Source organism: Sphingomonas sp. LC-1, assembly GCF_025371035.1.
GTDB lineage: Bacteria > Pseudomonadota > Alphaproteobacteria > Sphingomonadales > Sphingomonadaceae > Sphingomonas > Sphingomonas sanguinis_E.
Genome location: NZ_JANZXB010000001.1, coordinates 243512 through 256232, shown reverse-complemented (window position 1 = coordinate 256232; position 12721 = coordinate 243512). Strand labels below are relative to the sequence as shown.

Annotated in this window: 10 protein-coding genes and 2 tRNA genes; 7 read left to right on the top strand and 5 right to left on the bottom strand. The window is 66.5% G+C overall.

What is annotated here, in order from left to right:
- The first annotated feature begins 220 nt into the window (after window positions 1-220).
- The 3 genes from alaS to NZL82_RS01100 are packed head-to-tail and all read left to right on the top strand — an operon-like array spanning window position 221 to window position 5215.
- On the top strand, window positions 221-2869 hold the full coding sequence (gene alaS / locus NZL82_RS01110) for an alanine--tRNA ligase (protein ID WP_261267938.1): 2649 nt from the start codon (window positions 221-223) through the stop codon (window positions 2867-2869).
- 28 nt (window positions 2870-2897) lie between these two features.
- Window positions 2898-3773, top strand: a complete 876-nt coding sequence (locus NZL82_RS01105) for a hypothetical protein (protein ID WP_261267937.1) — start codon at window positions 2898-2900, stop codon at window positions 3771-3773.
- Window positions 3770-5215 carry an MATE family efflux transporter gene (locus NZL82_RS01100; protein ID WP_261267936.1) on the top strand — a complete coding sequence of 482 codons (1446 nt, stop codon included), beginning with the start codon at window positions 3770-3772 and terminating at the stop codon, window positions 5213-5215. Before NZL82_RS01105 ends, NZL82_RS01100 begins: the two co-directional genes overlap by 4 nt.
- Window positions 5216-5252: 37 nt before the next feature.
- Here the strand turns inward: NZL82_RS01100 and NZL82_RS01095 are convergent, their stop codons facing one another.
- Window positions 5253-6110, bottom strand: coding sequence for a diacylglycerol kinase family protein (locus NZL82_RS01095; RefSeq protein WP_261268226.1), 858 nt, complete (start codon window positions 6108-6110; stop codon window positions 5253-5255).
- A gap of 100 nt (window positions 6111-6210) precedes the next feature.
- Between NZL82_RS01095 and hemB the strand changes: the two genes are divergently transcribed.
- On the top strand, window positions 6211-7203 hold the full coding sequence (gene hemB / locus NZL82_RS01090; RefSeq protein ID WP_261267935.1) for a porphobilinogen synthase: 993 nt from the start codon (window positions 6211-6213) through the stop codon (window positions 7201-7203).
- A gap of 20 nt (window positions 7204-7223) precedes the next feature.
- Window positions 7224-9428: a hypothetical protein gene (locus NZL82_RS01085; protein WP_261267934.1), complete on the top strand. Its 2205-nt coding sequence runs from the start codon at window positions 7224-7226 to the stop codon at window positions 9426-9428.
- A gap of 5 nt (window positions 9429-9433) precedes the next feature.
- On the opposite strand, the gene NZL82_RS01080 is transcribed toward NZL82_RS01085, so the two are convergent.
- A complete protein-coding gene (locus NZL82_RS01080) occupies window positions 9434-9925 on the bottom strand; it encodes a hypothetical protein (RefSeq protein ID WP_261267933.1) in 492 nt (163 codons plus the stop codon).
- 176 nt (window positions 9926-10101) lie between these two features.
- Here NZL82_RS01080 and NZL82_RS01075 point away from each other — a divergent pair.
- Both NZL82_RS01075 and NZL82_RS01070 read left to right on the top strand, forming a co-directional pair.
- Window positions 10102-10178: transfer RNA gene (locus NZL82_RS01075), tRNA-Arg, on the top strand.
- Between the two features lie 35 nt (window positions 10179-10213).
- Window positions 10214-10290: transfer RNA gene (locus NZL82_RS01070), tRNA-Arg, on the top strand.
- A gap of 67 nt (window positions 10291-10357) precedes the next feature.
- Here NZL82_RS01070 and NZL82_RS01065 read toward each other — a convergent pair.
- The 3 genes from NZL82_RS01065 to NZL82_RS01055 form a co-directional block, all read right to left on the bottom strand.
- Entirely contained in the window at window positions 10358-11374 is a 1017-nt protein-coding gene (locus tag NZL82_RS01065) for an LLM class flavin-dependent oxidoreductase (protein ID WP_261267932.1), read from the bottom strand.
- A 115-nt stretch (window positions 11375-11489) separates the two neighbouring features.
- On the bottom strand, window positions 11490-12188 hold the full coding sequence (locus NZL82_RS01060; protein ID WP_261267931.1) for an anti-sigma factor: 699 nt from the start codon (window positions 12186-12188) through the stop codon (window positions 11490-11492).
- Window positions 12185-12670: an RNA polymerase sigma factor gene (locus NZL82_RS01055; protein WP_261267930.1), complete on the bottom strand. Its 486-nt coding sequence runs from the start codon at window positions 12668-12670 to the stop codon at window positions 12185-12187. Before NZL82_RS01055 ends, NZL82_RS01060 begins: the two co-directional genes overlap by 4 nt.
- Between the last annotated feature and the right edge of the window lie 51 nt (window positions 12671-12721).

The window sequence follows — 12721 nt, the reverse complement described above, 5'->3', positions numbered from 1 at the left end:
CGGTTGGCGGCGTTGACCTTTGCACTGGGGCTGAGTCTGGGCCGTCTTGGCGCGGCGAGCCAATCGGGAAGCATGCTCGCGCGCGTCGCCGGGATGGGGGGGCTCTTGCGCTGCTCGGCTGTCTTTGATGGGGTAAATCGTCGACCATGGCCGATGCGATGAAGCGCCCCTGACGCGCGAGTGCTTGAGCGGGCGCGAAACCTCGCCTAAGCCCGCGTCCATGACCTCGACCAACGACATTCGCCGCGGCTTTCTCGACTATTTCGGTTCGCAGGGGCACCAGATCGTCACCTCCGCGCCGCTCGTGCCGCAGAACGACCCGACGCTGATGTTCGTGAATGCGGGCATGGTGCCGTTCAAGAACGTGTTCACCGGCCTGGAGTCGCGCCCCTATTCGACCGCGACCAGCTCGCAGAAATGCGTGCGCGCCGGGGGCAAGCATAATGATCTCGACAATGTCGGCTATACCGCGCGGCACCATACCTTCTTTGAAATGCTGGGCAATTTTTCGTTCGGCGATTATTTCAAGGAACAGGCGATCACCCATGCCTGGACCCTGCTGACCAAGGTCTGGGGCATCCCGGCCGAAAAGCTGACCGCCACCGTCTATCATACCGACGACGAGGCGTTCGACCTGTGGAAGAAGGTTGCCGGGCTCCCCGATCACAAGATCATCCGCATCCCGACCAAGGACAATTTCTGGGCGATGGGTGAGAATGGGCCGTGCGGCCCGTGCTCGGAAATCTTCTACGACCACGGCGACCATATCTATGGCGGCCCTCCCGGCAGCCCGGAGGAGGATGGCGACCGATTCGTCGAGATCTGGAACCTGGTCTTCATGCAGTTCGAGCAGGAAGCCAATGAGATCGTCGGCGAGCTGCCCAAGAAGTCGATCGATACCGGCATGGGGCTGGAGCGGATTGCCGCCGTGCTTCAAGGCGTGCACGACAATTACGACACCGACACCTTCAAGGCGCTGATCGCCGCGTCGTGCGAGCTGACCCACACCAAGGCCGAGAATGGCCAGAAGGCGTCGCACCGCGTGATCGCCGACCATCTGCGCTCGGCCGGTTTCCTGGTGGCGGACGGCGTGCTGCCTGCCAATGAGGGGCGTGGCTATGTGCTTCGCCGCATCATGCGCCGCGCGATGCGGCACGCGCATCTGCTGGGCGCCAAGGAGCCGTTGATGCACCGGCTGGTCCCGGCGCTGGTGTCGGAGATGGGTGCGGCCTATCCCGAGCTGGTTCGCGCGCAGCCGCTGATCGAAGCGACTCTGAAGCAGGAGGAGACCCGTTTCCGCCAGACGCTCGACAAGGGCCTCAAGCTGCTCGACGAAGCGACCGCGGGCATGGCGCCCGGCGCGACGCTGGCGGGTGAGACGGCGTTCAAGCTCTATGACACCTATGGCTTCCCCTATGACCTGACCGAGGATGCGCTGCGGGCGCAGAACCTGTCGGTCGACCGTGCGGGCTTCGACGCCGCCATGGCCGAGCAGAAGCGCGCCGCGCGCGCCGCCTGGAAGGGCTCGGGCGCGAAGGCGTCGGACGATGTCTGGTTCGACATCGCCGAAGAGACGGGCTCGACCGAATTCCTCGGCTATGCCTCCGACACCGGCGAGGGCGAAGTGCTGGCGCTGGTCAAGGACGGCGCGCGGGTCGACAGCGCGGCGGCGGGCGAGAGCGTCGCGGTCATCGTCAACCAGACGCCTTTCTATGGCGAGAGCGGCGGACAGGTCGGCGATAGCGGGACCATTTCGAGCGATACCGGTCTGAAGGCGGTCGTCACCGACACCTCCAAGCAACTCGGCCGCGTCTTCGTCCATAATGCCGAAATCCAGGAAGGCGGGATCAAGGTCGGCGACAGCGTGAAGCTGGCGATCGACACCACCCGCCGCGCCGCGATCCGCGCCAACCACTCGGCGACGCACCTGCTGCACGAGGCGCTTCGCCAGCGGCTGGGCACCCATGTCGCGCAGAAGGGCTCGCTGGTTGCGCCCGAGCGCCTGCGCTTCGACTTTTCGCAGCCGGTCGGCATGACCGCCGACGACATTGCCGAGGTCGAGGCCAAGGTGAACGAGCAGGTGCGCGGTAACGGCCCGGTCGTGACCCGGCTGATGACGCCCGACGAGGCGATCGAAATGGGCGCGATGGCGCTGTTCGGCGAGAAGTACGGCGACGAGGTTCGCGTCGTGTCGATGGGCGAGGATGCCGACGGTACCTACAGCCTCGAACTCTGCGGCGGCACGCATGTGAACGCGCTAGGTGAGATCGGCGTGTTCAAGATCGTGTCGGAAGGCGCGGTGTCGAGCGGCGTGCGCCGGGTCGAGGCGCTGACCGGCGAAGGCGCGCGCGCCTATCTTGGCCACCGCGACGATATGCTGAAGGCCGCCGCCGCGACGCTGAAGACCACACCCGACGAGGTGCCCGCGCGCATCGCCGCGCTGGTCGAGGATCGCCGTCGCCTGGAGCGTGAATTGGCCGAGGCGAAGAAGGCGCTGGCGATGGGCGGCGGGGCCGGTGGTGCGGCCGCTGGGCCGGAGCAGATCGGTGACGTGGCCTTTATCGGCCAGGTGCTGGATGGGTTCGAGGCCAAGGGGCTTCGCGGCGCCGTGGACGACGCCAAGCAGCGGCTGGGCGGTTCGGGCGTCGCGGTGATGGTCGCGGTCAATGATGGTCGCGCCTCGGTGGCGGTCGGCGTGACCGACGATCTGACCGCGAAGCACAACGCCGTCGAACTGCTGCGCAAGGCGGTGGCGGCGCTGGGCGGACAGGGCGGCGGCGGCCGTCCCGACATGGCGCAGGGCGGTGGTCCCGACGGGACCAAGGGGGCCGAGGCGCTTCAGGCGGTCCGGGACGCTCTGGCCGGCTGATCCGAATGAAGAAGGAGGTGACCGAGCGATGCGACGAATGACCTTATCGGCGTTGGTCGGGTTGCTACCCCTCTTCCTCCCCTCGCCGGTGGCCGCGCAGACCGGCGCATCGCCATCGGACCCCGTGGTCGTCACCGCGCGGCGCTTGCCCGAACGGCGGCAGACGCTGCGCTGGTTCGGTGCGATCTCGGGCTATCCGCCCAGCGACGAACCGCTGGCGCGCATGACCGAACCCTTGTGCGTTGCCGCGTCGGGGCTGTCGGCGAAGGCCGGCGCACCGATCGCCGATCGTATATTGGGTCATGCCGAGCGTCTGGGAATCCGGCTGGGTGGCGAGAAGTGCAGCCCCAACGTCCTGCTCCTGATCGTCGAAAACGGAGCCAGTCAGGTCGCATGGCTCGCCGATCATCGCCCCAGCGCCTTTGGCAACATGAGCGCTCATGACGTCGGCGAACTGGTCCGCGACAAGGGACCGGTCCACAGCTGGAGCCTGACCGCGATCACCAGCCGCGACGGCGATCCGCTGGTCCAGATCGGCGGGGGGCTTCCCACGTTGCGCATTCCGACTGCCAGCCGGATCAGCCTGTCCACCAAATCCCATATCGCTGCCGCCATCCTCTTGATCGATCGTGCCGCGGTGGAGGGCAAGACGATCAACCAGATTGCCGATTATGCGACGATGCGCCTGCTCGCCGAGGTGCGCCCGCGCAAGGCAGAGGGGGTTTCGACCATCCTGTCCTTGTTCGACCCCGATGGCGGCGCACCGGAGGCATTGACGCCGTTCGACTGGGGCTATTTGCGGGGGCTGTATTCGGGGCAGGGCGATCGCGCCCCGGCGTTCCAATATGCGGCGATGGCGCGTTTCGTCGAGCAGGACTTGGCGGCAGGAGATCCGAAGCCGTGAATGCGCCCAACGGACGCCGGGACCTGACCGCCGGGCCGATCGGCAAGACGCTTCTGCTCTTCGCGCTACCCACTTTGGGGTCCAGCGTGCTGCAATCGCTGAACGGGTCGATCAATGCGATCTGGATCGGCCAGTTTCTGGGCGAGCGCGCGCTGGCGGCGACGACCAACGCCAATATCATCATGTTCCTGCTGGTCGCCGCGACCTTTGGCTTCGGCATGGCGGCGACGATCCTGATCGGCCAGAATATGGGACGCGGCGACGTGGACGCCGTACGGCGGGTGCTGGGTTCCGCGCTCGGGCTGTTCGTGGTGATCTCGACCCTGACGGTCGGGGTCGGCTGGCTGGCCGCGCCCACGATCCTGCGCGCGCTGGCGACGCCGCCGGACGTCTATCCGCTGGCGCTGGCCTATCTGCGCGTCATCTTCGTGGCGATGCCGCCGGGGTTCATCGCGGTGCTCCTGACCATGGCGCTGCGCGGGGTGGGCGACTCCGTCACGCCGCTGAAGTTCATGGCGCTGGGATCGGTGCTCGACGTCGCGCTCAATCCCGTCTTCATCCTCGGCCTGGGGCCTGCGCCTGCCCTGGGGATCGAAGGATCGGCGGTGGCGACACTGATCGCGAATAGCAGCTCGTTGCTGGCGATGGTCGGCTATGTCTACGCCAGGGATCTCGTCATCCGGTTGCGGGGCAGCGAGTGGCGCTATCTGATCCCGACGCCTGCTCTGCTCAGGACGATCGTGGTCAAGGGGTTCCCGATGGGGCTTCAGATGCTGGTCGTCTCCACCTCGGCGCTGGCGATGATGGGATTGGTCAACCGGCACGGCACCTCGACCACGGCGGCCTATGGCGCCGCGAACCAGCTTTGGACCTATATCCAGATGCCAGCCATGGCTGTCGGGGCGGCAGTCAGCGCCATGGCGGCGCAGAATATCGGCGCGGGGCAGTGGGACCGGGTCGACCGGATCACCCGTGCCGGCCTTCGCATGAACCTGTTGCTGACCGGGACGCTCGTCCTGGTGCTGGCGCTGCTCGACCGGCATGTGCTCTGGCTGTTCCTGGGTAACGAGGCGAGCGCCATCGGCATCGCGGCGCGGATCAACCTGATCGGCGGATGGGGCTTCATCCTGTTCGGCGTGTCGATGGTGCTCGCGGCCACGGTGCGGGCCAATGGTGCGGTGGTGGGGCCGCTGGTGATTCTGGCCATCTCGATGTTTCCGGTCCGCTTCGGCCTGGCCAATGCGTTGGAGCCAATGCTGGGCGCGGATGCGATCTGGTGGAGCTTTCCCGCGGGCTCGCTCGCCTCGATGGTGATGACGATCGGCTATTACCGCTATGGCGGCTGGCGCAAGGGTCGCATGACCGTCACCGACACGACCGAGTGCGAAGAACAGGCGCTGGCCGAGGGGCAACCGACCAACAAGGCGATGCCGGTCGGTTAGTCGCCGATATTCCTCCCCGTGCAGGGGCAGAGTTAGCTCACGCCGCCGGTGCCATCACCTCGATGATGCCGGGCGCGATCCGCGCGGTGACGGGGGTGCGGGCCAGCACTTCGCCGTCGATCGAGATGGGCAGCGGCGGAATGCTGGTGAGCCGTATTTCTCGCCCGCGGAATTCCCGGACCTTCTCCTTGCGATAGTCGCTGCGCAGGATGCTGGCCGCCCAGTTGACGATCAGGCGGCGTTTCACATGGCCGCACACCGCCTGCACCACGATCTCGCCCGAGTCGACCTCCGCCGATTCCACCAGTTCGGTTCCGCCATGATAGGGTCCGTTGGAGATGCGGACCTCCACGACGCGCAGCCGTTCGCGCTTGCCATTCTGCTCGACGATCAGGGTGAAGGGGCGGAAGCGTAGGAACTGATAGGCCGCCCAACCCAGATAGCCCAGCCGCCCAGCCACTTTCTTGAGGTTGTGCGGCACCGTCTCGGCGATCTTGGGGCTCATCCCCATGGCGGCGCAATTGGCGTAATAGTCGTCGTCGATCATCCCCAGATCGATCCGGCGCGGCCGGCCGGTGCGGATCACGTCCACCGCGCCTTCGATGTCGAGTGGAATGCCCAGCGACCGCGCGAAGCTGTTCGCGGTGCCGAGCGGCAGTACGCCCAACATCACGTCATGCCCGACCATCAGGTCGACCAGGCCGCTGATCGTCCCGTCGCCGCCGCCCAGGATCAACAGGTCGGGCTTGGCCGCCAGCAACTCGCGCACCGTCGGCTCCAGCTCTTTGGGATCCTCGACCGCGCGGGCATCGACGGGATAGGGGAGGCCGGACAGGGCGGCGCAGGCGCGGCGGAACAGGGCCTGTCCGCGCCGCGATTTGGCATTCACCACCATCGCTGCCGATCGAATCTCTTTCAAGCTCAGGTCCTTTCGCCCCCGGAACGCTTCATCCAACGCTTGGCAAGCGCGGTACGATCCCCCAAATGCAACAGACATGACCGCTTCCTATCCTGCGCTTCGCCTTCGTCGTACCCGCGCCTTCGACTGGAGCCGTCGGCTTCATGCCGAGAATGTGCTGACGCCTGCCGATCTGATCTGGCCGCTGTTCGTCACCGAAGGGCAGGGGGTGGAGGAACCGATCGCGAGCCTGCCTGGCGTGTCGCGCTGGTCGCTGGACGGGATCGTGGCGCGCGCGCGCGAGGCGGCGGACCTCGGCATCCCGTGTCTCGCGCTGTTTCCGAACACGCCGTCGCATCTGCGTACCGATGATGGCCGAGAGGCGCTGAACCCCGACAATCTAATGTGTCGCGCGATCCGCGCGATCAAGGAGGCGGTGCCGCAAATCGGCGTGCTGACCGATGTCGCGCTCGATCCCTATACTACGCATGGGCATGATGGGCTGGTCGATGCGGCGGGCTATGTCGTCAACGATAGCACCGCCGACGCGCTGGTCGAACAGGCCCTGACCCAGGCGCGCGCCGGGTCCGACGTGATCGCGCCGTCGGACATGATGGACGGGCGGATCGGCCTGATCCGAAGCGCGTTGGAGGCCGAAGGATTCCACAACGTGCAGATCATGGCCTATGCCGCGAAATACGCCAGCGCCTTTTACGGGCCGTTCCGCGATGCGGTGAACACACGTGGCCTGTTGAAGGGCGATAAACGCACCTATCAGATGGATCATGCCAATGCCGAGGAGGCATCGCGCGAAGTGGCGCTCGACTTGGCCGAGGGGGCGGACAGCGTGATGGTAAAGCCGGGCCTTCCTTATCTCGACATTATCCGCCGGGTGAAGGACGAGTTCCGGGTGCCGACCTTCGCCTATCAGGTGTCGGGTGAATATGCGATGATCGAGACGGCGGTCGCTGCGGGAGCGGCCGATCGTGATGCGATGGTGCTGGAGACGCTGATGGCGTTCAAGCGCGCCGGATGCTCGGGCGTGCTGACCTATCACGCCGCCCATGCCGCGCGTCTGCTGAACGCCTGAGCCCGGTTCGGCCCGCATCGGTGCACGCCCGGACGTCCAGCCTGCCCGTGCGGGCGCTGTTCGTGGCGACGATCCTGACCGGATCGTTCCTGCTGTTCCTCGTCCAGCCGCTGGTGGCACGCATGGCGCTGCCACGTTTGGGTGGCGCGCCGGCGGTGTGGAACTCCGCGATGTTCGTCTATCAGGCGCTGCTGCTGGGCGGTTGTGCCTATGCCCATGCGCTGGGGCGGTGGGGGCCACGCGTGCAGGCGGGTGTCCACCTGACATTGCTTGCGGGCGCGGCGCTTTGGCTGCCGATCGGGTTGATGGCGGTCGAATTGCCGCCGGATGCCGAGCTCGCGCTTTGGGTGCCGTGGCTGCTCGGCCTGTCGATCGGCCCGCTTTTCTTCGCGGTGTCGGCGCAGGCCCCGCTGGTGCAGCGCTGGTTCGCGCTCGCCCAGCCGGGGAGCAACCCCTATGCGTTGTACGCGGCGTCCAACCTGGGCAGCTTTGCCGGGTTGATCGCCTATCCGCTGCTGGTCGAGCCCGCGATGATGTTGCGCGGGCAAAGCTGGTTGTGGAGCATTGGCTATGCCCTGCTGGCGGTGCTGGTGCTGGCCTGTGCGACGCGGCTGCCCCCCGGACAGGACCGGGAGAGGCATCAGGTGCCAGCATCGCCACCGCCGGGATGGCGACGCCGAGGGGTATGGACCGCCTTGTCGGCGGTGCCGTCGGGGTTGGTGCTTGCGACCTCGACCTATATCACGACCGACATCGTCGCGATGCCGCTGCTCTGGGTCCTGCCGCTGGGGCTGTATCTGCTGAGCTTCATCATCGCCTTCGCGACGCGGCGGGCCGCGGCGGACACGCTTACCCGGATCGCGCCGGTCACCCTCCTGCTGTTCGGCGGGGTCATCATGGGCGGCTATCCGGGGCGGCCCTATTTCAATGCGGCCGTCGCGCTACTCTTGCTCTTCATGGTGTCGGTGGCGCTGCATACCGCGCTTTACCGGGTACGACCGGCGGTGGACCGGCTGACGGGCTTCTACCTCTGGATGGCGGTCGGCGGCGCGCTGGGCGGTGTGTTCGCCGGGATCATGGCCCCGGTGCTGTTCGACTGGACCTATGAGTATCCGCTGCTGATCCTGGCAGCGGGCATGCTGGTCCCGCAGCAGTTCATGACCATGGGACTGCGCAATCTGTGGGTGCGGCATCGCCCCGTCATGCTGGCCGTCCTCGTCATCGTCATCGGGCTGTTGCTCGGCCTGAGACTGGGCGGCCCGGCAGCGTGGTTCGGCGAAGATCGGCAGGGGCCCGCGTTCCTCATGATCGCGCTGCTCGCCTTTGCCACCATCGGCGCGCGGACCGGCTTTGCGCTGTTGCTGGCCGGGGCGCTGGTGCTCTTCGGCGGCTATCGCGCACTATCACTGTCGATGGAGCGCGACGCAAGGATGCGCAGCTATTTCGGCGTCTACACCGTGCGCGACGAACCCGGCTATCGCGAACTCGATCACGGATCGACCGTCCACGGCATCCAGCTTCGCGGATCGGAAGCGCGTGAGCGGATTCCGACCACCTATTATGCGCCGGATTCGGGCGTGGGGCGGGCGATGCGCGCCGCGCCCGCGCTCTTCGGTCCATCCGCGCGAATCGGCGTGGTCGGCCTCGGCACGGGAACGCTCGCCTGTTATGCGCGGGCAGGCGAGCACTGGCGCTTCTACGAGATCGATCCGGTCATCGTCCGCATCGCGCGCGATACGGGGCAGTTCAGCTATCTCCGCCGCTGCCTGCCCGATCCGGTCATCCGCATCGGCGACGCGCGTATCCGGCTAGCAGCCGAAGCCCCCGACAGCCTCGACCTGCTGGCGCTGGACGCCTTTTCTTCCGACGCGGTTCCGGCGCATCTCCTGACGCGGGAGGCCTTTGCGACCTATGCCCGAGTCCTGTCGCGGCGCGGGTTGCTGCTCGTCCATATCTCCAATCGTTTCGTCGATCTGGAGCCGCTCGTGGCCGCCGCCGCGCGGGATGGGGGATGGGCGATCGGCAAGTTGACCTATATCCCCTCCGATCTGGACGAACAGGATTCGGCCACCACATCGGTCTGGCTGGCATTGTCGCGCGATGCGGCATTGCTCCGCGCGCTGGAGGCGCGAGGCGGGGACTGGAAGCGCGCAGTGGCTCCGTCCGGCCTTGCCCCCTGGACCGACGACTATTCCAGCGTCCTGCCCTTCATCCGGCAGTTCTGACCGGATCAGCCCGCCGGAAGGCTGTCGGACAGTGCCTTGATCTGCCGCGCCTCGCGCTCGACCACCGCCGCCGTGCGGCTACGCAGATCGGTCAGCGCGGGATAATCGGGCTCCAACGCTGCCGCGCGCTGGATGGCGCGGTCGTCAATCTCGGTCAGCAGACCAGAGGTGCGCGCACGAATCTCGTCGAGCGCCGCCAGATCGGTCTGCGCGGTCAGCCATGCGTCGCTGCCGACGCCTTGGCCACGCGCCCTGGCTGCGCTGGTGCTGGCAAGCTGGTGCGCCTTGGTGAACTCACCCTCGACGGCGGAAAGGCGACCGGCGATCGCCGCGATTTCGGTGTCGAGCGCAGGATCGGGGCGGAGCGCGACCGGCTTCGTCACGGGCTCGGCAAAGCCCTGCTTCTCGACCGGGCGGACCGCGAGCGAGGGATAGGGCGCGGTATCGCGATCACGCGCGCAGGCCGACAAGATCGTGGCCGATACGAGGCAAGCCAAAGCGAGAGGGCGAGGTACAAAGGGGAACTGGGTCATTCCCGCCATCCTAGACGGAAGAAGGGCCGGGAGAAAACGTCGCGCGTGCGGTTCGAGGCGGTGTTCGGAAAAAATGTGGATAACCTGTCCGAAGGGCTTGCCATGATCCCGAACCGCTTCTAAGAGCCCACCTCCACAGCGCGCCCGTAGCTCAGCTGGATAGAGCATCAGACTACGAATCTGAGGGTCGGACGTTCGAATCGTTCCGGGCGCGCCAGTGGATCACATCAGGTCTTACCAAAGACCCCATGCGCGCCCGTAGCTCAGCTGGATAGAGCATCAGACTACGAATCTGAGGGTCGGACGTTCGAATCGTTCCGGGCGCGCCATTTTTCCTGACACTGCAATCCAATGAATGCTCGAAGGGCTCCGGCTTTCGCCAAGGCCCTTGCTTCGTCAGCGCCAGCCCAGCGCCGGGGCAATATGGCGCAGGATGTTCTCGATCACATGCGCGTTATAGGCCACGCCCAGCTGATTGGGCACGGTCAGCAACAGCGTGTCGGCCTCGGCGATCGCTTCATCGGCGCGGAGCTGCTCGATCAGCCTTTCGGGCTCGGCGGCATAGGAACGGCCGAAGACGGCCCGCATATTGTCGATGATCCCGACCTGGTCTGTGCTGTCGTCCCGTCCGAAATAGGCGCGATCCTGATCGGTGGTCAGCGCGAAGATCGAGCGTGATACCGACACGCGCGGCGTCCGCTGATGCCCCGCCGCGGCCCAGGCTTCGCGATAGGCACGGATCTGCTTGGCCTGCTGGACGTGGAAGGGTTCGCCGCTCTCATCTTCCTTCAGGGTGGAGCTTTGCAAATTCATGCCGCGCTGCGCCGCCCAGATGGCGGTGGCGTTGGAGGCCGATCCCCACCAGATACGGTTGCGCAAGCCGTCCGAATGCGGCTCCAGACGAAGCAGACCCGGCGGATTGGGGAACATCGGGCGCGGATTGGGCTTGGCGAAACCCTGGCCCTTGAGCAGGTGCAGGAACACCTCTGCATGGCGGCGGCCGAGATCGGCGTCCGTCTCGCCTTGCGCCGGACCATAGCCGAAATGCCGCCAGCCATCGATCACCTGCTCGGGCGACCCGCGACTAATCCCCAGTTGCAGGCGACCGCCGCTGATCAGGTCCGCCGATCCGGCATCCTCGACCATGTAAAAGGGGTTTTCGTAGCGCATATCGATCACGCCGGTGCCGATCTCGATCCGCTTCGTCCGCGCACCCACGGCGGCGAGGAGGGGGAAGGGCGAGGCGAGTTGCTGCGCGAAGTGATGGACGCGGAAATAGGCGCCGTCCGCCCCCAGTTCCTCCGCCGCGACGGCAAGGTCGATCGACTGGAGCAGCACGTCCTGCGCCGAGCGCGTCGCGGACTGGGGGGAGGGCGACCAATGGCCGAAGGACAGGAAACCGATCTTCTTCATGAAAGGAAGATAGGACGACAGGGGGTTCGATGCATCCTTCGTCTCGCTATGATCCGCGAAACGCTCGCTTTCCGAAAACCATGTCTTTCCGGCGTGGCAAGCGGTTCGGCAAAGCTCAGTGTCCGCGCCAATCCTTGGCGATGGCCGCCTTCTCGCCTTCCGCGTCCAGCGGCATGTCGGCCATCATGTCCTGCGCCACCGCCATGAGTTCGGCATCCGACGACCCGGCCTGGGCATAGCCGCCCTTGGCCTGTGGCGCGCTGCCCGGCATGGTCCGGCGCAGTGCCCAACCCCTGGGATCGCGACAGGCGATGCCGTCGGCGGCGGCGGATTGGAACACGCGGCAGAAACCATTGTCCTGCGCGCGGAAGCTGACCGCGATCCGCACCGGCCCTGCCGCCCCGCTTGCCTGACGGTCGAGTGCGCTGGCCAGCGGCCCTGCGGCATAGAGGCCATGGTCGGTGGCCGCGATCGGCCCCTGATCGACCTGCCGCCCCAGAAGCACGCCCACCACCAGACAGGCCGCCATCGCCGCCGCCGACTGCCACACGGGCAGCGACAGGCGGGGGCGCGACGGCGTCCTTTGCGGCATCGGCACGACATTGCTGGTCAGCATCGCGGCGAGCTTGTCGGGCACGGGCTCGTCGGCGACCGGGGCATAGGCGCTCGCCAGACGCGCCTTCAGGCGACGATGAAGCGCGACCTCCTCGCCCAGCGCCGGGTCGTCGGCGATCGCACGCTCGACCCGCTTGGCGTTCAGGGGATCGAGTGCGCCATCGGCATAGGCCATCAGCATTTCGGGTTCGATCGTCATGCCGCTTCTCCCAATCGCGCCATCAGCGCCTGTCGTCCCCGTACCAGCCGCGAGGTCAGGGTGCCCATGGGAATGTCGAGTATCTCGGCGGCTTCCTTATAGGCCAGCCCTTCGACCAGCACGAGTGCCACCGCCTCGCGCTGTTCGTCGGGCAGGGTGCGCATCGCGGCATCCACCTCGTTAAGCGCGACGCGCGCCTCGGCATTGCCGGTCGCGCCGACCGACAGCCCCGCATCTTCTCCCACAAATGTCTCCGCCGCGCGCGAGCGGGAACGGGCAGTGTCGATCCAGGCATTGCGCATGATCCGGTACATCCAGCTATCCAATCTCGTCCCCGCCTGCCACGAGCCGCGCGCCATCAGCGCCTTTTCGACCGTGACCTGGCAAAGATCGTCCGCGTCCGCCGCATCATGGGTGAGCGATCGGGCGAACCGCCGCAGTCGCGGCAGCAGCGCCAACAACTCCTTTTCGAATGCAGCCAAGCGTGGTTCCTTGATGACAGGGATGAAACGGATGACCGGGATCGTTTAATC